Source organism: Massilia frigida, assembly GCF_011682175.1.
In the GTDB taxonomy this organism is placed as follows: Bacteria; Pseudomonadota; Gammaproteobacteria; order Burkholderiales; family Burkholderiaceae_D; genus Telluria_A; species Telluria_A frigida.
Map to the genome: position 1 here is coordinate 1 of NZ_WHJG01000003.1, position 21825 is coordinate 21825.

Here is a 21825-nt window from a genome sequence, read left to right on the forward strand (position 1 = left end):
CCACCATTAGGCTGGAGCATTTTGAAGGCGAGGAATGCTGGATTAGTCTGGACCTGGCGGAAAAGAGCGACATCGCCGCGCTTTGCCTGATTTTCAAACGTGGCAACAAGTTTTACGTGTTCTTCCGTTTCTATCTCAACGAGTACGAGGCGGAAAAAAAGGAGAACGACCACTACCGGCGCTATGCGCTGCTCGACGAGCTGCATATCAACCCAGGTAATGCCACCGATTTCGATGTGATCCGCACAGACATCGAGGCGTACGCAGCACGGTTCCAAGTCAAGGAACTGCCGTACGACCCGAAATTTTCATCGTATTTCGTGGCAAAGCTCATCGAGAAGGGTTTGCCCATGGTCGAGATTTCGCAAACTTCGACGCACTTCACCATGCCCATCATCGAGATCGAGAACAAGGTACTGACTGGAGACCTGGTCCACCAGGGCAATACCTGCATGGAGTGGATGATGGGTAACGTCGTCCTGCGTGAGTCGAAGTTCAGCGGGCTTAAACATCCGACCAAAGAAAAACTGAGTGAAAAAATTGACGGCCCCGTTGCCATGCTGATTGGCATGGGCCGGGCGCTCGTGTTTGTTGATGAGTATATCGACCAAGGCTACGTGGGGCTTTAATGTGGAAAATATTTGATGGCTTTTTTGGTGGGGATACAGTCGAACCGCTGCCTATGTCAACGGCGGTGCATAGCTTCGACTTCCCCGACCTGTCCGAGTCGAGTGTGCAGACGTCTGCACAGATCGCCAATGCCACCCAAGTGATCAAATCCAGTGACCCGCAGGTAATCGCTGTTCTGGGCGGCACCGCATCGGCATCGGGGTTTGCGGTTACGCCGCAATCCGCAATGCGCGTATCCGCTGTGTACGCCGGGGTGCGGCTTCTCGCCGGCACCCTGGCTTCGATTCCGATTTCGGTCTATCGGGAAGTGGCCGGTGCACGTGAAAGCATCCAGCCAGAATTGTGGTGGTTGCTGAACGAACAGCCGATTGGCAACTGGACTGCTGCCTCAATGTGGAGCTGGATAATGCAAAGCCGGATGCTGCGCGGAGACGGCTATGTTGAAATCGTCCGTGCCGGCGCCGCCATCAAGGCGTTGCGGCCTCTTCATCCCGACCGCGTAAGTGGAAAAAAGCACGGCGATTTTCTGATTTACACGGTCTGTGACGAGGAGGGCCGGGTGTATGCAGTGCATCAGGATGACATGCTGCACTTCACTGGCTTCGGATTTAACGGCACACATAGCATGTCCGCGATCCAATGGGGCGCCTTCCAATCCATTGGAGTTGCGTTAGCGGCAGACACCTTCTCCGGCAATTTCTTTTCCAATGGTGCGGCCCCTAAGCATGTCATCAAGGCAGCGGCGCGCATGGACCCCGAGCAGGTCGAGCAGCTGCGCGAGGAATACAAGAAACGATACGCCGGCGTGAACAACGCCGGCTTGCCGATGGTGCTCACGCAAGGTCTGGACATCAAGGAAATGAGCATGACGGCCGGCGACGCTCAGCTTCTTGAATCGCGAAAGTTTCAGGTGATCGATATTGCGCGTGCCCTGGGGGTTCCGCCACACATGATCGGCGCCCAGGAAACCACCACTTCTTGGGGGAGCGGCGTGCAGCAGCAGACACTTGGGTTCATCAAGTTCTCGATGCAGCATCACCTCGATGTGATTCGCCAGGAGCTTAACCGCAAGCTGTTCCGTCGCGCTTCTCCGTTCGTTGAGCACCGCATGGAGTCTCTACTGTCAGGCGATTCAAAGGCCGAGGGCGAGTACATGCGCCAGTACATCGGTGGCTCGCAAGGCCCTGGATGGATGACCGTGAACGAAGTGCGACGCATCAAGAATCTGCCACCTGTCGACGGCGGCGATGTGTTGTTCCGCCCGGATAAACCGGCTCCGCAGGCCGAAAAAACTAAGGATGAAAATGAAAAAGATAGTGCAACTGATCCGGAACAACGCGACGCGAGCACCGGCGCTGATCCGCTCGGAGACTGATCCGGAAACGCTGTTCCTGTACGACGTGATCGACCCATATTGGGGGGTGGGCGCTGCCGCGTTCAACAAGGAACTGGCCGGCATGCATGGCAAAAAAATCACCCTGCGCGTGAACTCGCCAGGTGGCGACGTGTTCGACGGTCGGGCCATGGCCGCTGCGATTGCCCAGCACGGCAACGTGCATGCGGTGATCGAAGGACTGGCCGCCAGCGCGGCGACATACGTCACTGCAGCGTGCGCGACCGTGACGATCGCTGCCGGCAGCTTCTACATGATCCATAACGCCTGGACGATGGCGTACGGGAACAAGGACGATCTGACCGAGACTGCTGCGCTTCTCGGCAAAATTGATGAGTCGATTGTGGCCGACTACATGCGCAAGACCGGTAAAGCGAAAGACGAGATCGCGGCGTGGATGAACGCCGAGACGTGGTTCACGGCAGACGAGGCGGTCGAAAACGGGTTCGTGGACTCGATCACCGGCACCGCCAAAGTCGAGAACCAATGGAACCTTTCGGCCTACAGCAATGCTCCGCGGATTGCGCCGATTGAGGACGCAATCCCCGATTGGGAAGCCGTTCGTCAGCGCAACCTCAACCGGCTGCGCCTCCACGAAATCGGATAACGCGCTCGCGCAATCCCGACCTTAGCCGCCTTGAGCGGCTTTTTTTACGACCATCATTAAAGGAAAAAGATGAAATCGATTCAAGCATTGCGCGAGGAACGTCAGCAACTCGCGAAAGAAGCACGCAGCCAGATGAGCCAGAAAGGCGACCGCCTCTGGACGAAAGAAGACCAGGCGATTTTCGATGCGCGCAGCGACAAGATCGAAGCGCTGGAAACCGAAATCTCGAACATCGAGAAAGTCATGGCGCTCGATATCGAAGAGCACAACCGCGACGTCGAGCATTTCCGTACCAACCCCGGCGCGCGCGCCGAGAACAACAAATCGCGCGTCCTGTTTGCCAAGCTGCTGCGCGATGGCCCGCAGGGAATGTCGAACGAAGAAATGAAGGAAATTCGCAACACCATGTCCGTCGGCACGCCGGGGCAGGGCGGCTACACTGTGCAGACTGACGTAGCCAAGGAGCTAATCGACTCGCTGAAGGCGTTCGGCGGCATGCGCAATGTTGCGTCCAGCATCACCACGTCCCAGGGCAATCCCCTGAGCTACCCAACTTCCGATGGCACGTCCGAAGAAGGAGAATGGGTTCCGGAAAACACGCAGGCATCGTCCGCCGACCCGACCGTTGGTGCGGCCAGCCTGGCCGCTTTCAAAGCAAGCTCCAAGATCATCACGATCCCTATGGAACTGCTGCAGGACAGCTCAATCGACATCATCGCGATGGTCGTCAAGCGTATCAATGACCGTATTGGCCGCACGATGAACAAGGGCTTTACCAGCGGAACCGGCATTGGCCAGCCAACGGGATTCTCGACGGTAGCGCCAATCGGAAAAATCGGCGCCACTGGACAAACCGTCTTGGTCACCTGGGAAGATCTGGTCGATCTGCAAGAGTCCATCGATGCGGCTTATCAGGACGCAGGGAACTGCCGCTTCATGATGCACCAACAGACCCGCAAGATGGTCCGCAAGCTCAAGGACGGCGCCGGGCGCCCCATCTGGGCCGATTCGTACGAAGCCGGCATCAAGACCGGCACCCCGGCCCAACTGCTGGGCGAGGATGTCGCCATCAACAACGACATGGCGCAGCCAGGCGCGAATGCCAAGTCGATTGGCTACGGCGATTTTTCCAAATACATGATCCGCGACGTTCTGGAGCTGCTGCTGTTCCGCTTTGAGGACTCGGTCTACACCAGCAAGGGGCAAGTCGGTTTTCTGGCCTGGGCGCGTGCGGGGGGCAATCTGCTCGACCTGAACGGCATCAAGGTCTACCAGCATTCCCCAACCTAACCAGCGGCGCCCCGAGTCGCAAATCTGCCCCTTGGGGCAACAGGAGAATCCAATGTCCAAAAAAACGATTGTTGCACCCCGTCTGGATGCGACAGAGTCGCCGCCCGACGATAAGCGGCAGCTGGATGCGATGACGCCACCGCCAAGCGATGCAGTCCAGCCGGCTGGGACACCGGTATTCGACGATGAAGTCCAGCATTCAGTGCCGCTTGAATTCGTCCGTGTGCGGGTGCTGGTCCAGTGCGAGCACGGCAATTGTAACGACGTCGTCGAAATCGATGCAGCGTTGCTCGATGGCCTGGTCGGCGTTGTCGATCCAGATCCTTCCGCAGTCGCGTACGCCATTAGCCTGGTGAGCGTGTAACGATGACTATTCGTCTTCTCTGCGGGTACGCGAACTATCCCGCGAACGCCATCGTCATATTGGATACCGGAACTGAAGCAGGGCTGGTTGCAGAAAAAATGGCGACCACGAATCTGGTAGGCGGCACGCCTTACTATCCTGCGCCGACTCTAAGCCCGATTGCAGCAGATGTTGCCCTGCAAGGCAACGGCCGTGCCAAGCGCCTGGGGATGGCCAATATTAAGGGTGCGGCGAAGTGGTTTGGCAGCGCTATCGCAGGTGTCACCTTCGGTGGCCTTATTGCGAGTGCGTCCCCCTATCGCGCCACCTGGGGGCTGACCTGCGTTGCCGAGGCACCGTTTTACGCCGTACAGCTCGTGTATGTCAATCTGGCCAACAATCAGATTACCGGGTTGAGAGCGATTGCCGGCGTGACAGAAACGGTCTCGCTCAATATCCAGGCGAATCTCTGCAAGCCGGTAATCAACGGCGTTACGTACGGTGTAATGGCCGCTCCGGGTACGATCAACGGGTTCTTTCCGCTGACTTGGGGCGGTGCACCGACACCCACGATCCCGGCGTCCGCGACATCGTCACAAATCGTTGCATCGGATGTTCTCGCACTCAATTCCGTCCCGCGTGCTGATGTTCCAGGCGGCTTGCACGCAGCCGTATTTCGTATCGATCACGATCCCGGAGTGGGCGGAAAATTTTGGTTCGTAGCGGCATCCGCCGCGATGCGTACGGCTACTTTGGAGAACCGTGGCCGCATCGTCCAGACGTTTAACTACGGGGCCGACGCTTTGACCAACCCCGGTATCAATGTCGCTCTCAGCGCTGAATCGCACCTGATTTTTCCAATCTTTCACTATGCGGTCCCTTCAATAACCTGCGTAGTCGCGACTGATTCGACCGGCCAGAACGACCAGCTGGTCAGCGGTATTTTTACGTCGTGGGGTTACCGTGGTTGTGCCGACGCCTCTACTCCAGCTCGTCCGGTTAATTATGTGAATCTCGGCTGCTCCAGCAAAGGCGCAGCAGAATTTTGGGCGCGCACGCAAGAATTGGTCGCCGCCGGCATCATCCCGGACAGATTGGTGATCAGTCCGGCATCAGTGAACGACGGCTACGTGATCGCAAATCTGGCGCGGACTTTCGCAGAGCACAGAAGCCGCGCTATGGAGATCGTTCGTTTTGCGCGAGCAAACGGCATTCGTTACGTGTGCTTCATCCCGCTGCTGCCTTATAACGACCTCAATGCCCTCCAAGATCGTTACCGAGTCGAGTTCAACGCATGGCTCGCAACGGTAGCGGGCGCGAGCGTACTTTCGTTCCCTGGTATCGGTGACGGTGCAGTGCCAGAGCGTTGGGTTCCCATGATGAACCACAAGGGCGATAAGTTTCATCCGAGCGAATTTTGCATTGAAACAGTCATGGCGCGCTCGCTGACTGCATATCTCAACACCAACGGGTAAAAACCATGACCACGCGACTTATAACTGCACCAGTGGGCATGGCGGTGTCGCTTTCTGCCGCGCGCAATGCCGCGCGGCTCAATGGAAGCGACTTCGATGCTGAGCTGGAAATCGACATCCTGGCAATCACCGAAGACGCGGAGTTTGAAATGCAGCGGGCGATCATCGCGCGCTCATACCTCGCAACGCTCGACCGGTTTGAAAGCAGGATACGGCTTGCGCCGTCGCCGCTGCAATCGGTAACGAGCGTTAAGTATCTCGACATTGAAGGCATTGAACGCACAGTTCCGATAGCGGACTACTTCGTCAACACGGTGGCGACGCCTGGCTGGGTCGAGCCGACGCTCGGGAAGCAGTGGCCGGCAACCCTGCCACGAACTGGCGCCGTCACCATTGTGTTCGTGAGCGGCTACGGCCTCACTGATGCCTCGACGCCAGCGCCAATAAAGAAGTACCTGCTGGCGAAAATAAAGGAAATGTACGCGCCGGCCGGTACTGCTGTGTCGCCGCATCTCGTACGCCTTCTCGACGGATTCAAGGTGTACAGCTGACATGAAGACTTTTACCGAAAACGACAAAGTCACAATCGAGCGCCGCGCGGCAGGACGTGATCCTGAGTACAACACGCCACTTGATGGCTGGGTGGTGGTCGAATCGCGAATATGGGCAAGTGTGCAGGACATCCTGCCCAGCCGCGCGGAGTCGACAGACGACGGTCTGCGCCTGGCGTTGCAGCGCTCGCGCCTGCGAATCCGTAATAACAGCGCGATCACTGCCGAGATGCGCGTGACTTTGCACAGCCGGGGTGATCGCTTGATGCAGATCATCGCCGGCCCGGCGCTCTTGGATGACCGGGAGCGAAGCGAATATATTCTGGAGGGCTATTCAATATGAGCAATAACCGCAATATTTCCGGCGGCGCTGAGCTGGACGCCTTTCTCCAGCAGGTGTCAGCAAAGGTGGAAAAGAACATCATGCGTTCAGCGTTACGCGCCGGCGCGAATGTATTTAAAGACGCAGCAAAGTCGCGTGTCCCTGTTGAGCTGGGCGCGCTGCGGCGAAGCATTCGTGTCAACACGGGCTACAAGAAGGGCCGCGTGAGTGCTTCTGTCAAGGCCGGGAACAAAAAGGCGTGGTACTGGCAATTCGTCGAATTCGGTACTGCGCCGCACGTGATCGAAGCAAAGCGAGCATCAGCGCTTGCTTTTGGCGGCACTGTAACCCAGCGCGTCCAACACCCTGGTGCTCGTCCCCACCCGTTTCTACGACCGGCGATGGACGTCCAGGCGGACGCTGCGATCCATGCCATCGGCACCCAGATCCGCAAGCGCTTGACCGTGGAAGGTCTGAACGTTCCGGCGCCGGAGGATAGATGAAAATCAGGATGGAGACTTCCAAGCCGGGTTCCATCGATGGCGTCAACGTTATCGACCTCGTCGCAGGTCTCGAGTACGAAACGGTCGATTCTCCGCGCGGCGATCGACTCGCGCAGTACCACATCCGCCGTGGCGATGCGGTCGAGGTGCTGCAGGTCGGTGAGGGCGTTGATGTTGCCGCTATCGCGGTGGCGGTTGACCCAATCCCCTTACTGAGATTGAAAGCGAAAGGTTCCGGGAAATGAGCGCGGTAAAAGTGATACGTGCTCTGCTCGTCGACCACGCCCCGCTGGCCGCGCTCATCGAAGCGGACAGCATCTGTGCCGGCACGGTCCCCGTCGGCGTTATCCCTGCGATCAGCATCAAGGAAATTACCCGCGTCGAGCTGGGGACTGCCTCACGCACGCAGGCAAGCGTTCTGGTTACCTCCCGCATCCAGGTCACCGTGCATGCAAAGACTTATCCGGAACAGAAGGCTCTCCTGGAGGCCGCCAAGCTAAGCAGCGGGGTGTACACCGGTGTGATCGCTGGTGTAGTCGTGCGCAGTGTATTGCGTGACGTGGTCGGCCCCGATATGACGGATGAAGCTGCTGGCCTGTACCAACAAACTCGCGACTTCAAAGTCGCCTATATCGCGCCAAACTGAATTCCGTTCGCAACCTGGGAGTCGCTGTGTAGCGGCTCTTTTTTTGTCCAGATTTTCCCCATCCCGCCCGCCTCGCATTTTGCGAGCGAGCCAATCTATGAAAGGTAACACTCATGGCATTTGAAGATGACTTCGATACAGTCGCCGGTACGCAGTTATTCGCTTTCCCGACAAGGCCGACCGCCGATACAGCAGTTGCGTTTGCTGAGCTGAAATGGGTCGAGGTCGGCAGCATCACCAATGTCGGTGGCGTCAAGGGACGTGAATACTCGACATCGTCGCTCTCCACCGTAGGCAATGCGCGCGACCGCGAAAAGAAGGGCACGTACAAGCTGCCCAATGCCGACTTTGAATGCGCATGGATCGAAGACGATGCTGGCCAGATCCTCATCGAAAAAGGCGCAAACAGCTACGACATTCTGTCGTTCAAACTCGTCAAGCAAAACAAAGCGGTCCGTTACTTTACCGCCCAGGTGATGAAGTTCGTCGAGAACAACGGCACCGGCAACGATGCGGTGAAAGGTAGTTTCACTCTGCTGCGCCAGAGCGACACCATCACCGCCTAAGCAACATCCCAATTCGATTATGGCCACGCGGCCAATACCCGGCACGTTGCTGTCGCCTTCGTAGGCGCAGCGGCTGGCACGGGCATCTATTTACCCACGAAAAGAAAGTACACCATGACCAATCTCAAAAAATACGCTCTCGTCCCTACTGCCATTCATCAACTGCGCGACGGCAATGACGACCCCATGTTCGCAGACGGCCCGGACGGCAAGCCGGACGAATCGAAGCCGATGAACGTGCACGTGTTTGGGCCTGGCACCAAGGTCTACGCGAAGGCCAAGGCGGCGCAGGCGAACCGCAACATGGATCGCTACAAAAAGAAAGGCAAGTCGGACTTGACCGCCGAAGATCAAACCAAGGACACAGCCGATTTCCTGGCAGCCGTGACCGATCGCTTCGAGAACATCGAGGTCGACGAGCTGACCGACAAGGCGCTGCACCTGGCGGTCTACAGCGATCTGGAGTTGTGCTTCATCCCGGCGCAGCTCGACAAGCTGCTGAGCGATACCGCAAATTTTACGAAGGCGTCGCAGGCTGCCTAATCCTTCACGTCCGGCACTGTGCATGGCTTAGTGCGGTGCCGGAAAATTCCGAAGGTGACAAATCGAAAGCCCCGCGTCGATCTCGACTCCAAAAGCTCAAGGATGACAATAAGGACGATCAATACCAGCCAGCGATGCCTGACTTGGAATGTGGATCGCATCTATTGGATTACCTGTGGTCTTGGGGGCCGACGCTGTCCGGCAGCATGGGCGAGGCGCCATTAAACCATTCCGAGCTTGTTGCGTGTCAGCACAATACGGGCATCGAGCTGAGCGAGTGGGAAGCCTCGACGTTGATCCGAATGTCTAAGGCATACCTGGGCGAGTCACACCAGGCGATCAAGCGGGACTGCCCGCCACCGTTTGGGGATGATGGATATCTCAAGCGGGTTTACGTCGAGGATGCAGCGCGAAACCTCGACGACTTCCTCTCGTAATTGCTACACACCGGCCGCTTCGATAGCGGCCGTTTTTATTTGGGATCAACATGATCGTTGGCGACATGGAAATTCGGCTGCGTGCCGACATCGCACGGCTGCAGCAGGATATGGATATGGCGCGGCGTGTAGTTTCAGACTCCACTATGGCGATGGGCAGGGCCGCGGACGTCCTGAAGGGCGCGCTCGCTGGCATCTTTGGTGGTATGGGGTTGGCGCAGCTCATTCAGCTATCCGACTCCTACGCCAAATTTACGGCTCAGCTCCGTTTGGCGTCGACTTCCACTCGAGAATATGCAGCGGCATATAGCGATGTGAAAAGGATTGCTAACGATGCGCAGCAGGAGCTTGGCGCCACAGGCATGCTTTACGCCCGGATCGCCAACGGCACACGGGAGCTGGGAACCAGTCAAAAGAAGGTTGCAGAGATTACCGAGGTAGTCAATCTCAGCTTAAAGGTGAGCGGTGCTGCGGCAGCGGAATCGGCATCTGCACAGTTACAGCTTTCCCAAGCGTTTGCTTCTGGAACACTGCGTGGCGAAGAATTTAACGCTGTTAACGAGGCGGCACCGCGATTGATGAAGGCGCTGGCTGATGGTATGGGCATGCCGGTCGGCGCGCTGAAGAAGATGGCCGAGGAAGGGCAGATCACTTCAAAGATCATGGCAACGGTGCTCCCTGATGCGTTGGAGAAGCTGCGCGTAGAGGCGGCCCAGGTGCAAACCATCGCCGGCGCATTTACGGTCCTCAAGAACAACGTAATGGAACTGGTAGGCGTGCAGGCAAACGCAAGCGGCGCCGTTGCTGGTCTCACGGGGGCTATCGGCCTGCTGTCCAGCAATCTGGCGGGCGTAGCCTGGGCAATGTCTACCATGATCGCTATCAAGGCGACGAACTGGATCGTCAGCCTGACTACGGATGCGTACGCCGCAGTGGCCGCCAAGCGTGCGCTGGCAACGGCAACACTGCAAGCCGCCGTCACAACAACGGAGGCAGCGGCGATAGGCGCTGCGGCCAAATTGACGGAGGCCCAGGCCGATGTCCAGGCCACGGCCAGCGCTACCGCCCTCACGGCCGCGCGCGTGACCGAGTTACGCGCTGCCGTGCTGGCCGCCGACGGCGCCGCTGCACTGGCCATCACTACCAACGGCCTGATTCCCGCACAGGCTCGTGCGGCAGCCGCAGCCGAGGCGCACGCAATCGCGCTTGCGGCCCAGGCTGTCGCCGCCGGTGGCGCCACGACTGCGTCGATCGCCAACACGGCAGCTATTGCCGCGCAGGCCGGCGCGGCTGGCTTGGCCACGCGCGCAATGGGCCTGTTGCGCGGAGGCCTGGCGCTCGTGGGTGGCCCCATTGGGGCAATCATCATTGCCCTTAGTGCCGGCGCTCTTGCGTGGTCAAAGTGGGGCAAGGATGCCAAGGAGTCCAACGATAAAGTGGTTGAGTCGTTCGACGAAGCGCAGGCTCGCATTATCAAAGGCTTGGATGAGCAAATCGACAAAAACGAAAAACTGATCCGTCTGAAAAATCTTGGCATGACCACTGCCGCTGCGGAAAAGGCCATTCCGGTAAACGAACAACTGGGCGCGGCAACGAGCCGTTTGAATGCGCTCAACACGCGCACGGGCGAGTTCGACCCGAATAAAACGGGTATGAGCAACAATGCCATCGACCGCGAACGCGAAAAGGTGATGCAGAACATTCTGGAGCTGACGCAGAAAATGCAGAAGGCCGAGCAAACCGGTGCGGCGGTTGCGGCTCAGTCGATCAATGAGCGGGTAGTTGCATTCAAGAAGGAGTACGCGACGAAGGACGAGCAGATGAAGGCCGAACTCAAAACCATTGAAGACCTCAAGGGGAAAACGGCCGAGTACGACGTCATGGTCAAGCGGATTCAGGAGAAATATGCTGACAAGGGCAACGCGACCGCGATCAAGAAAGAAGCGACCGCCTATCAGAACCTGATGACGTCAATCGCCGAAAAAAACGCGGCCAACAAGCTGGAACTGGACGGCTACGACAAACTGTCCGAATCGCAAAAAATGACGATCAAGCTCGATGCCGAGATCAAGACCGGCAAGAACGGGCTGTCCGCCGCATCGATTGCCGCCGCGCGCATGGCGATCGCCTTGTTGTCGCAACAGGAGGATGCGGTCGCGGCACATGCGCAATCCCTGGCGTTGAAGGACAGCGTTGCAAAAGCGTCCGCGAAGACCGATGAGGAGACGTTCGACCGGCTCCGGAATGAAAAGAACGCACTCGACGAGCAGACCAAAACGCTTGAACACCAGATCGAAACATTCGGCCTGGCAGAGGTCGCCGTGGTCGATCTGGCGCTGGCAAAGGCCCAGGCCGCGCTCGATGCTGGTCCTGCGACTTATGCGGAGCTGTTCGCGCTGAACGAACAGATCGCCAAGCTGACCAGGATTAGGGAGCTGACGGGGAAGAAAGCCGCGCTCGAGGTTGGCGCCGGCAGTGGTGTAGCGGCGGCCAAGGATATGCTGGAAATCATGACCGCTATCGATGAAGTGACCAAATCGGCAGCGGCGGGCATGGCCGAATCGTTTGGCCGCGTCGGCACGGCCATTGGTGGCCTCACCACAGCCCTGTCAGGGTACGCGCGCGCGCAGGCGGCCATCGATGCCGAGCTGAAGAAATCCGCCAAGGACGCCGGCGGCGACCAGGGCAAGATTCAGCGTGCGAACATGATCGCCGCGCAGCAGTCCGCGCAGCTGCAGGTGCGTTCGTATGGTGACATGGCCAGCGCGGCGAAAGGTTTTTTCAAGGAGAACACAGCAGGGTACAAGGTGATGCACGGCGCGGAAAAGGCTTTCCGCGCGGCGGAAATGGCGATGGCCATTGAAAACATGCTGGTGAAAAGTGGAATTGTGACCGCCTTCACCGGGCTGTTTATTGCCAATAAAGCGAAAGAAGAAGTCGCAGAGAAGGCATCCACCGGACGCTCGATTTTGAATTCGATTGCCCAGGCTACGGCTTGGGGTGTTACCGCTGTCGTGAAGGCGCTCGCTTCCCTGCCATTTCCTGCGAACCTTGCCGCAGGCGCCGCGACCTTGGCCGCTGTGATTGCAGTCGGTGCCAAGATCGTCGGCAGTATCGGTGGTGGCGGTGCGTCTGGTGGCGGACAATCCGCAGCCGACGCGCAAGCGGCGCAGGGAACCGGCGGTGTGTTTGGCGACGTGGGCGCGAAATCCGATTCGATTCAGCGTTCGCTTGAACTGCTGGAAGATCATTCTGGCAGTCTGATCCCGATCAATCGGGGCATGCTGTCCGCGCTGCGCGCCATCGAAGCGTCGATGAAAGGTCTGGCGAATTTAGTCGTGCGTGCGCCAGGTGTGGCCAACGGCACCAATCTGGGAATCCAGACCGGCCAACTCAACATCGGGAAGCCGACCGATATCGTGTCGACGGAAATGACCAAAATCACGAAGAGTCTGTTCGGTCCTGGTCTGGGCGACAAGATCGCCAGCTTCGCCAATAACCTTTGGGGGAAAACGAAGCAAACGATTGTCGATAGCGGCATTCAGTTTGGCGGCAGCGTGCGCGATCTGCAAGGTGGCAGGGGGTTCGATCAGTACGCCAGTGTGGACACCACGAAATCGAGTTACTTTGGATTGAGCAAGAGCACGACAAATGCGCCGCTCACCGCCGCGTTGGGCGGTGAGCTACCTTCGCAGTTCGGCCTGATCTTCAAAGGTGTCGAGACCGAGCTTTCAGAAGCAGCCGTGGTTCTCGGCATCGAGGCAGATCACGTCACCGCGACCCTTGATGCCTTGAAGATCGATGTCACCAAGATTTCCCTCAAAGGATTGACCGGCGACGCCCTGACTGAGGCGCTGAATGCGGTGCTCTCAAAAACGATGGACCAAATGAGCGCCGCTGTGTTTCCGGACATGGACCGGTTTCGCCAAGTGGGCGAAGGGTACACCGAGACCGTCGTTCGTCTGGCGTCGAATTACGCCACGCTGGACGGCGCGCTTTCCTCGATTGGTATGACGTTCGGCGCGACCGGCGTTGGTAGCCTGGCTGCGCGCGAGAACCTGATCGCCCTGGTCGGCGGCATCGACAAGCTGTCCGAGCAGTCCAGCGCCTTCGCGAACAACTTCCTCACCGATGCCGAGCGTCTGGCGCCTGTCCAAAAATACGTGACCGACGAGCTGGCGCGGCTTGGACAGGCGGGCATCAAAACGCGTGACGATTTCAGGTCTGCCGTGCTGGGATTGTCCCAGAGCGGCGCCCTCGCCACGAAGGCCGGCTCGGAAATGTACTCCGGTTTGATGGCCCTGCAGGAAGCGTTTGCTGCTGTGGTGCCAGAGCTGGAGAAAACGAAGACGGCAGCGGAAAAACTCAGCGAGCGAAACGGCCTGATCGACCAGCGCGACGAGCTGAAGATGACCCCGGAAGAGTTGGAGACAAAGCGGCGGAAAAAAGTCGACGAGTCAAATTGGGACGTTTATGACGAGGTCCAGGGCTTGGGCAAGGCCAAGACGTTGGCCGAGACAAATCAGAGGTATTTGGACCAGATCGAGGCGCTTGAAAATTCCACCCGGTCGTTGACGGAGCAGCGCGAGAAGGAGGTCGTGGGCATGGACCCTTCGACGGTCGCGATCATCAGGCGGCGTAACGCCTTGCAGGATGAGGCTGCGGCTGCCACTGCTGCAGCAACCGCTGCTGCGCTGACTGCTTCCAACAGGAAGATCGAGATCCAGATCATGGAGTTGGGCGGCGACAAGGTCGGTGCGGTCGCTGCGGCGCGGGCCGACGAGCTTGTTGGCTTGGACGCATTAACCGCCGCGCTCATCAAGAACCGGACCGCGCTGCAGGACCAGGCGGCGGCAGCGGACAACGCCGTCACGGGTGCCAATACGGCCTTGGGCAACATAAAAACTGCGGTTGATCGGGACAAGGCTTTCCTCGAGCAGGAGTACCAGCACCGGGTTGACGACCTAAAAATCCTCGCAGACGGCACGAAGGATCAGATCAGTGCGGTCAATGCCCGTGCCGATGCCGTCCGGAGCGTCTTCGACAAGCTCAACAGCGCGCTGGCGTCGACGGTCATCGAGGCGACCTTTTTCGACCGCGCGCAGCGTCGTTCGGCCCAGGAGTTGCTGGCGCGCGCGGCGATCACCACGCGCGGCGGCGGCACTGCGGATATCCAAGGTCTGGACGAAGCATTGTCCACGATTGCGAAGCCGTCCCAACAGCTATTCGGCTCGTTTGAGGAATGGGCACGCGATCAGGCGCGGACCGGTAGCAATATCGCCGCGTTGAAGGACAACGCCAAGGCCGAGATCGACTTCGCAGCGCTGACGGTCGACGCGATTAACAAGGCCGCCGGCGTCGCTCAGGCTGGCGGCGAGGCACAGCTCCGGCTCATGGCGGAGCAGCACGCGGCTGAAATGGCGGCGCAGGACAGCATCATCACGAACGCACAGACCCAGCTCGACCTCGCGCGGGGACTCAATACCGGGGTGATGTCGATCGCCGATGCGCTACGCGCGTTCGGTATCGCGGTGCAGGCCGTGAAGGACACGCCGCCTCCGCTGTCGGTCGAGGGCTTGTTCCAGAAGGTGCTCGGTCGCAAAGGAGAGAAGAGCGGTATCGATTTCTGGAAGAAGGCGTACGGCGAGTCGGTGGACAACACCGAGCTGGCTGATTTCATGAAGGCGGCACAGCCAGAACTCGACGCGCGGAAAAACGGCTCTCTGTCGGAGTTTCTGCGCACTCACGGTGTTCCTGGTTACGCCACTGGCGGTGATTTCGGCGGCGGCTTGCGCCTGGTCGGCGAAAACGGTCCGGAGGTGGAGGCGACTGGGCCGGCGCGGATATTCAACGCCGACCAAACCCGTTCGATGCTGAGCGGCGGCGGAAACGCCGATGTGGTCGCGGAGCTGCGCGAGGTCCGGCGCGAGCTGGCCGAGCTGCGCGCGCCGATGGAACGAACCGCTGTGGCCACCGGCAAGTCGGCCGGCAGCATCGACCAGTTGGCGAAGCAGTTCAATAACGTCAGCTCCGGTGGAAACGCAGTCCGAATGAAGGCGGTGCCCGCATGAGCCAACCCTGTAGTGTCCTGGCACCGGTAGCGATTACCGGCGCCATGATCGTAAGCTCAGCCGTTCCGGAAGCGGATTACCCCACTTTTTCGATGTTGAAAGCGTACGCTCTCGGTGAACGGTGCATCAGCACCGTGACCCACCGGATTTACGAAAGCGTCTCCGCGTCGTCGAATGTTGGTCATGATCCGACCGATCTGATCAACCAATTCGGCGCGGTGCCGTGGTGGGTGGACCAAGGGCCAACGAATTTGTGGGCAATGTTCGACGGCTACGTTTCAACTAAAAGTGCCGCCTCGCCCTTGTCTATAACGTTGCGCCCCGGCTCGTTCAATTCACTTGCACTGTTTGGGTTGGAGGCGGACGGGCTGAGCATCGCCGTTCGCGATGCGCCAGGCGGGAACGTGATTTACGCCTACTCCGATGATCTTGAAGGGTCTGAGCCCGGCGACTACTACGAATATTTCTTTGACCGGTTTAAGCCGCAAACTGACTTCGTAGTGACGGACTTGGCCGCATTTAACAACGCTGAAATTACCGTAACCCTGACCCGGATTACTGGTCTTGCGAAGTGTGGCCTGCTTGCACTGGGCGATATGAAGCCAATCGGGCTTACAGAGTACGGCGCGAAGGTGACGCCGAATTCCTACAGCTTCATTGATGTCGACAAATTTGGTAGAACCAAGATCACGCCTGGGGCCAACACGACGGATATGTCGGTGACGGCGAAGCTCGGGATCGCGGAGGCCGCTGCTGTCTACGCAACGTTGAAAGAGGTCCAGTCGGTTCCATGCGTTGTGATCGCGACTGATCTCGTGGATTACTCGCCTCTTCGTGTTTTCGGTTTGCCGACCCCAACCCTGTCGTTCGACGGTCCAGACCTCTGCACCGTTTCCCTTGATGTGAAAGGATTTATCTAATGGCTGTAGTTCCCCCTCCACCAATCACCCCTGTACCGACGCCCGCAATTCAACGCAACGACCGTGCGACCTTCTCCAACCGAATGGACGCATTCGTCACCTGGCTCATTTTGGCAGTTACGCAGTTTGCCGCCCTGGCGAGTAACGTGTTCGGCAACGCCACGGACGCCGCAAGCAGCGCGAGCAGCGCGGGTACGTCCCTCGCGAACGCGAACCTAGCCAAGGGGGCAGCGGAAACCGCCCGCGACGCCGCCCAGACCGCGAAGGGCCTTGCGGAGACTGCCAAGGGTCAGGCCGAGCAGGCCCGTGACGCGGCGGTCGGGAGCGCGGCCATGGCCAGCGGAATCGTGGCCTTCGTCGACTCTAACTCGATTGCGAAGGGGAGCTTAGACGCGTCGAAACAAGTGCGCTTCGAGTGCGACACGCTGATCCCAACGAACACGGTGGTGGCGTTGACGGTGCCGGCGGCCAGCGGCACCATCGCGGTGCTGTCCGACCTGCAGGAGCTGGTGCGTTCGATGACCTACTACGATAACGGCCCGAGCACTGCTGTGGCATACGCGAACGGCGGAAGCCAGCGCGTGGCGCCGGCTTCAGGCGCAAAGACGATGAGCTTCACGGGCTGGCCGGCCAGCGGCAAACATGCGATGCAATTCCTGGAGCTGGTGAACATTGGCCAGGGGGGCGCGCCAACCTGGCCCGCCGGGGCGCGGTTCATCAGGTACGACGGGGCGGTCGTGTCCACGGCCGCCATCGCGAATATTACCTGGCAAACAGGCGGCACCGATTATGTAATGGTGTCGACGCGCGACGGCGGCACCACGCTCATCGTTTCCGTGCTGCGGGGATGAGATGGCAAGTTCAATCGACGTCATGCGCTCGTTGTTCTACGGTAAAAAATCCCGTACACCTACGACCCAAACTTTTAACGCCAGTGGCACGTGGGTCGCACCGGCGACGACCACCATGATCGACACGCTGTCCGGACGGGGCAGCAACGGAACCGCATCATCTGTCGTTGCTGCCAGCGCGATCACGGTGTACGTGAACTATCTTACAAGCGGTAGTGGGAGCACTGCTGGTAACTATGGCTGGGCCAGTGCTGTTTCGTTATTGGATTCGACTAAGTCTACGATCAGTGCCGGCGGGAATCCGACATACACGGAATATCAGATTGTTCAATATAGCAACAATACCTATCGAGTCGACACGCACAGTCGGCCCCTCTCAAGTGTCATCGGTAGCTCAGCTGCCTCATACGGTACCGGCGGATGGACACCATTTGGCAATATCAACAACGGAGGTGAGGGCGTAGTAACTTGGAACTCCGTCGGGCCGCCGACGAATGGTGACCCGAGTTCCGCGTTTAGCAAAACCTTCCCAGGCGGAACTGGTGGCCCGGCACCAACTGGCAACTTCACCAACGTTGCTGTCGCACCTGGAATCTCGTACGACATCGTGGTGCCGCCTGGAGGGACGATAACGTTCACATATTACCAATAAGTTCCCTCGTCATGCCCTACATGGCCACCTTCGGGTGGCTTTTTTTATTCAAGGATACGAATGATGAATGACCAAGAGCGGGATGCGATGCTGGTGTCGATCAAGATGGATTTGTCCGACAACACGCGCAAAACGGAGCAAATCCTGACTGCATTTCCGTCCGGCGATACAGACGGGCACCGGCGCTACCACGAGGCTGTAATCGAATGGCGCGAGCTGCGCAATCGGTTGGTCCGCGAGGCACTGATCAAGGTCACGCAGGCGGGCGCGCTGGCGGGCGCCGCATGGATCGCGCTTGCGATGTGGCAGGCGCTCAAGATCACGGTGAAGCAATGAGGCTCATCGACGACTGGCGCGCGGTGCTGCGCAAGGCCTGGAGCGTGAAATTCAATTTGGCGGCGACGGCCTTCGGCGCCGCAGAGGTGGCCGTGGCCATCTGGCAACCGGCTGGCGTGCCGAACGGTGTTTTCGCCGGGGGCGCCGCAGCAGTCTCCATTTTCGCAAATGTCTCGCGCTTGCTCGCGCAGAAGGAGTTGCATGGCACTGACAAATAAGCAGCGCGCCGGCTGGTGCGCAATCGCCGTCACCCTGGTGGGCGGCTTTGAGGGGTTACGCCTGGCCGCGTACGCCGATCCGGTCGGCATTCCGACGATCTGCTTCGGCGAGACTAAAGGCGTGCGGCTGGGCCAGCGCGCGACGCTTGCGCAGTGCGACGCCATGCTGGCCGACTCGCTCGCCATCGCCAACGGCGCGGTCGACGCCTGCATCCGGGCGCCGCTGCCTGATTACCGGCGCGCCGCACTGGTCAGCTTCGCCTACAACGTTGGCCAGGCCAACCTGTGCGGCAGCACCCTGGCGCGCAAGATGAATGCCGGCGACGCGCTTGGCGCGTGCGACGAGCTGCTGCGTTGGACGCTCGCCAAGGGCATCAGGTTGCCGGGGCTGGTGAAGCGGCGCCAGGCCGAGCGTAATCTCTGCCTCGTGGGGGCAATATGAGCCCCCTGGGCGAGTTGGCGGCGGGCGCCGTGGCCGGCATCTGGAAGATCGCGGCCATTGTGCTGGCGGCTGCGCTGCTCATGGTGCTGTCTGCCGCCGGTACCGGCTGGTGGGCGATTGCGGGCGCGCGCGACCAGGCTCTGGCCGACCTCCATGCCGAGCAGGGCATTACGACCCAGTTGCGCGGCGCCATTCAACTGCAGAACAGCGTGGTTGAGGCCTCTGCCGCCGCCAAGGCAGCGGCAGAGGCACGCGGGCAGGCCGCCCAGCAGCAGGCAGCAGCAGCTGGCCGACGCTTCGACGCGGCGCTGGCCAAGGTCGCCGGCGCGCGCGCGACCACCTGCGATGAAGCCATGCCGACGGTGAACACGATTCTGGAGGCTACCCGATGAAATATCTCCTGCTGGCCGCCCTGCCGTTGCTTACCGCCTGCGGGAGCGCGCCGGTCGTCCAAGAAGTCAAGGTGCCGGTGTACCGCTCGTGCGTCGCGGCAGCGCCGGCCCGGCCGACATTCGCCACGCGCATCCTGGCGCTCGATGCCAGCGACGGCGAGAAGGTGCTTGCCATTGCGCGGGATATCCCACTCCATCTGAAATATGAAGCTGCACTAGAGGCGGTCGTCGCAGGATGCCTGTAGCGTCCGAATGTACGTAGTTGAAAAAACAAAGCGCCCGGTGCTGCTGCGCTAACAACAACACCGGGCCTCAATTCACTGATCTGTCCAGTAAACCAAGCAAGGCTCTGTACCTTCCGGAAGGCGCGCGGAGTCTAGCACAAAATTTTCCAACAAGGTTTACTTATGGCAACACCTATCATTCCCTGGATTGGCGGCAAACGTCGTCTGGCCGATCATCTTATCCCTCAGTTCCCGGCACACAAATGCTACGTTGAGGTTTTCGCTGGGGGCGCCGCGCTCTATTTCATGCGCCCGCCGGCAGAAGTCGAAGTCATCAATGACATCAACGGGGAGCTGGTGCGTCTCTATCGGGTGGTTCAGAATCACTTGGAGGAATTCGTTCGACACTTCAAATATGCTCTCGCAAGTCGCGAGGTGTTCAAGTGGCACCAAGAGACCCCACCCGAAACACTGACCGATATCCAACGTGCGGTGCGTTTCTTCTACCTGCAGCAGCACGCTTTCGGTGGGAAGGTTGACGGACAAAGCTGGGGCACGGCAACCACTGCTCCACCAGTCAACCTCTTGCGGATAGAAGAAAATCTATCTGCAGCCCACTTGAGGCTATCTGGCGCCTTTATCGAGAACATGGACTGGTACAAGCTCATGGAGCGGTACGATCGAGCTCATACGTTCTTTTACCTTGACCCGCCATATTGGCAAACAGCTGGCTACGGGGTCGAGTTTGGCTTGCAGGAGTACGAAAAAATGGCGGGGATAATGAGACGCCTAGAAGGGAAGGCTATTTTAAGCTTGAACGATCATCCCGATATCCGGCGAATTTTTGCTACTTTCGACATGGATACGGTGCCGATATCTTACAGCGTTGGAGGCGGTGGTAAGGCAGTAGCCCGTAATGAGGTAGTTATCTATAGTTGGGATCGGAAGCTCGACCCCGTTGGTTTGTTCTAACTGCCAAACAGAGTGTAGCCGACCGCGTCGACGTCAGATGATTGCTTCTTGTCGATAATTAGATAATGGTTTTGTTTAAGCAACGATCTGGTTCCGGAACTAGGAAGTACACGAGCCACCGCGCCGACTAGGCCGTGAACCGCCGGCACTGTAATCAAAAATAGACTATGCACCATCACTTGGTATGCGTCATTAACGCCCTCGAAAATTTCCATATGGAAAATTTTCACTCCTAAATTACAGATTGCTGCGGCGTTTATGCGGTCTGCATGTTTATGCAAAGATTTATGTACTATGCTATCAAATATTATTTTGCAGACAATTTAGACGTAGAAATTTAAAAATTTAATCAAGTCAACTTTATGTTAGTGTAAACATTGTCACAAAAGACACTAGCGTAATGGCGCAACTTCCATTCGTAACATGGAAGTTGCGTTCATGATTTAACTTGATTATTTAAATATGGAAATTGCTCATGCGCATGAAAAATATAGTTTTGGCATTGGGATTGACACTAGTTGCGTCATCAGTTTTAGCAGCCTCTAGGATGGGACACTATGAAAATCTACAAAAAGGACAATATTTGCAATCCCCTGGTGGCGCTTATTCGTTAATGATGCAAACCGATGGAAGCTTAGTGATGTATCGCCGAGATGGAACAGTGCGATATAGCATGGGGAAACATGGCCAATTTGCAGCTATGCAAGGTGACGGCAATTTTGTTCTGTACAGTGCCTTTACTGTTAAGTTGTGGCAGACTAACACGGCCGGACAGGGTGGCATGTACATAGAAATTCTCGATGATGGTAATTTGAGAATTATGCCTCTCGGCCCAGTACAATGGCCTGTTTGGGAAATTGGAGCCGAGAGACACGACCAAGATCCAACGCAAGCGGGCGACATCGTTGGACGAGATCTTGACGTTCCCGGCGCAGGGTTTGCCGGACATATTGGGCTGTGGGATGGAACACAAGTTTATGAAGCAATGGGAGGGCAACCCCAAAATGCAATACGAACTTCGTCGCTTAATGAATTTAAGTCAGCGTCTAAGTATTGGGGTAAAACGTCACCAAAGATCCCTGCAGGACTGCAAGAAAACCGTTGCTATCTAGCATATTGCACAAATCAAGGATATGACCATCGAGTATTTGAAAGCCGCGTAGCTATCGCACAGCGTGCAGCTCAAATTAGAGCGCTGGGCGCTGATTACACCTTGGGTAGGTTCGCTACCCGTGCAACTTGGGCCAGTGAAACTCAGAGGGCAACCCGTGGGACTTATCGTTGCGACACCTTTGTACTGGATTTGCTTATTGCGTCAACCGCTCATCAAAATGCGAACAATGAACAAGCCCAATGGTCAAACTATGTGTGGAATCTTTGGAATGGACCAAAATTGCCGCTAACTGTGTTTGACGCGTTTCGTTAAATTTATAGTGAGAAA

Annotated in this window: 25 protein-coding genes; all 25 read left to right on the forward strand. The window is 58.1% G+C overall.

The features are described from left to right. Positions 1–629 (forward strand): terminase TerL endonuclease subunit (locus F2P44_RS03915; RefSeq protein ID WP_229423366.1); only part of this gene is annotated, 629 nt, incomplete at its 5' end. Further along, entirely contained in the window at positions 629–2005 is a 1377-nt protein-coding gene (locus F2P44_RS03920) for a phage portal protein (RefSeq protein WP_167085230.1), read from the forward strand. The genes F2P44_RS03915 and F2P44_RS03920, both read left to right, overlap by 1 nt. Beyond that, a complete protein-coding gene (locus F2P44_RS03925; RefSeq protein ID WP_167085231.1) occupies positions 1935–2630 on the forward strand; it encodes a head maturation protease, ClpP-related in 696 nt (231 codons plus the stop codon). Before F2P44_RS03920 ends, F2P44_RS03925 begins: the two co-directional genes overlap by 71 nt. 69 nt (positions 2631–2699) lie before the next feature. Then, entirely contained in the window at positions 2700–3920 is a 1221-nt protein-coding gene (locus tag F2P44_RS03930) for a phage major capsid protein (RefSeq protein WP_167085232.1), read from the forward strand. 52 nt (positions 3921–3972) lie between these two features. Beyond that, positions 3973–4284, forward strand: coding sequence for a hypothetical protein (locus F2P44_RS03935; RefSeq protein ID WP_167085233.1), 312 nt, complete (start codon positions 3973–3975; stop codon positions 4282–4284). 2 nt (positions 4285–4286) lie between these two features. Beyond that, complete coding sequence (locus F2P44_RS03940; protein WP_167085234.1) at positions 4287–5738, forward strand: SGNH/GDSL hydrolase family protein; 1452 nt, start codon at positions 4287–4289, stop codon at positions 5736–5738. A 5-nt stretch (positions 5739–5743) separates the two neighbouring features. Beyond that, positions 5744–6289 (forward strand): head-tail connector protein, encoded by a 546-nt coding sequence (locus F2P44_RS03945; RefSeq protein ID WP_167085236.1) that lies wholly within the window; start codon positions 5744–5746, stop codon positions 6287–6289. A 1-nt stretch (position 6290) separates the two neighbouring features. Then, positions 6291–6632: a head-tail adaptor protein gene (locus F2P44_RS03950; protein WP_167085238.1), complete on the forward strand. Its 342-nt coding sequence runs from the start codon at positions 6291–6293 to the stop codon at positions 6630–6632. After that, on the forward strand, positions 6629–7114 hold the full coding sequence (locus F2P44_RS03955) for an HK97-gp10 family putative phage morphogenesis protein (protein ID WP_167085240.1): 486 nt from the start codon (positions 6629–6631) through the stop codon (positions 7112–7114). Before F2P44_RS03950 ends, F2P44_RS03955 begins: the two co-directional genes overlap by 4 nt. Further along, the gene (locus F2P44_RS03960) at positions 7111–7359 is read left to right on the forward strand and encodes a hypothetical protein (protein ID WP_167085242.1); all 249 of its coding nucleotides are present in this window, start codon (positions 7111–7113) and stop codon (positions 7357–7359) included. Before F2P44_RS03955 ends, F2P44_RS03960 begins: the two co-directional genes overlap by 4 nt. Further along, a complete protein-coding gene (locus F2P44_RS03965) occupies positions 7356–7760 on the forward strand; it encodes a hypothetical protein (protein WP_167085244.1) in 405 nt (134 codons plus the stop codon). Before F2P44_RS03960 ends, F2P44_RS03965 begins: the two co-directional genes overlap by 4 nt. Positions 7761–7873: 113 nt before the next feature. Then, positions 7874–8326 (forward strand): hypothetical protein, encoded by a 453-nt coding sequence (locus F2P44_RS03970; protein WP_167085246.1) that lies wholly within the window; start codon positions 7874–7876, stop codon positions 8324–8326. A 114-nt stretch (positions 8327–8440) separates the two neighbouring features. Next, complete coding sequence (locus tag F2P44_RS03975) at positions 8441–8869, forward strand: hypothetical protein (RefSeq protein WP_167085248.1); 429 nt, start codon at positions 8441–8443, stop codon at positions 8867–8869. Between the two features lie 35 nt (positions 8870–8904). Continuing rightward, on the forward strand, positions 8905–9306 hold the full coding sequence (locus F2P44_RS03980; protein ID WP_167085250.1) for a hypothetical protein: 402 nt from the start codon (positions 8905–8907) through the stop codon (positions 9304–9306). Positions 9307–9356: 50 nt separating this feature from the next. Beyond that, complete coding sequence (locus tag F2P44_RS03985) at positions 9357–15377, forward strand: tape measure protein (RefSeq protein WP_167085252.1); 6021 nt, start codon at positions 9357–9359, stop codon at positions 15375–15377. Further along, complete coding sequence (locus F2P44_RS03990; RefSeq protein WP_167085254.1) at positions 15374–16297, forward strand: hypothetical protein; 924 nt, start codon at positions 15374–15376, stop codon at positions 16295–16297. The genes F2P44_RS03985 and F2P44_RS03990 overlap by 4 nt, the downstream gene beginning before the upstream one ends. An 83-nt stretch (positions 16298–16380) precedes the next feature. Beyond that, positions 16381–17148, forward strand: a complete 768-nt coding sequence (locus tag F2P44_RS03995; RefSeq protein ID WP_167085256.1) for a hypothetical protein — start codon at positions 16381–16383, stop codon at positions 17146–17148. 115 nt (positions 17149–17263) lie between these two features. Next, positions 17264–17800, forward strand: coding sequence for a hypothetical protein (locus F2P44_RS04000; RefSeq protein WP_167085258.1), 537 nt, complete (start codon positions 17264–17266; stop codon positions 17798–17800). A 63-nt stretch (positions 17801–17863) separates the two neighbouring features. After that, positions 17864–18136, forward strand: a complete 273-nt coding sequence (locus F2P44_RS04005; protein ID WP_167085261.1) for a hypothetical protein — start codon at positions 17864–17866, stop codon at positions 18134–18136. Further along, the gene (locus F2P44_RS04010; protein ID WP_167085263.1) at positions 18133–18354 is read left to right on the forward strand and encodes a DUF7940 domain-containing protein; all 222 of its coding nucleotides are present in this window, start codon (positions 18133–18135) and stop codon (positions 18352–18354) included. Before F2P44_RS04005 ends, F2P44_RS04010 begins: the two co-directional genes overlap by 4 nt. After that, the gene (locus F2P44_RS04015; protein ID WP_167085265.1) at positions 18338–18796 is read left to right on the forward strand and encodes a lysozyme; all 459 of its coding nucleotides are present in this window, start codon (positions 18338–18340) and stop codon (positions 18794–18796) included. The genes F2P44_RS04010 and F2P44_RS04015 overlap by 17 nt, the downstream gene beginning before the upstream one ends. Further along, positions 18793–19188: a hypothetical protein gene (locus tag F2P44_RS04020; RefSeq protein ID WP_167085267.1), complete on the forward strand. Its 396-nt coding sequence runs from the start codon at positions 18793–18795 to the stop codon at positions 19186–19188. Before F2P44_RS04015 ends, F2P44_RS04020 begins: the two co-directional genes overlap by 4 nt. Then, on the forward strand, positions 19185–19433 hold the full coding sequence (locus F2P44_RS04025; protein WP_167085269.1) for a hypothetical protein: 249 nt from the start codon (positions 19185–19187) through the stop codon (positions 19431–19433). The genes F2P44_RS04020 and F2P44_RS04025 overlap by 4 nt, the downstream gene beginning before the upstream one ends. Before the next feature lie 162 nt (positions 19434–19595). Continuing rightward, complete coding sequence (locus tag F2P44_RS04030; RefSeq protein WP_167085271.1) at positions 19596–20384, forward strand: DNA adenine methylase; 789 nt, start codon at positions 19596–19598, stop codon at positions 20382–20384. Positions 20385–20859: 475 nt separating this feature from the next. Continuing rightward, a complete protein-coding gene (locus F2P44_RS04035) occupies positions 20860–21810 on the forward strand; it encodes a hypothetical protein (RefSeq protein ID WP_167085273.1) in 951 nt (316 codons plus the stop codon). Positions 21811–21825 lie beyond the last annotated feature (15 nt).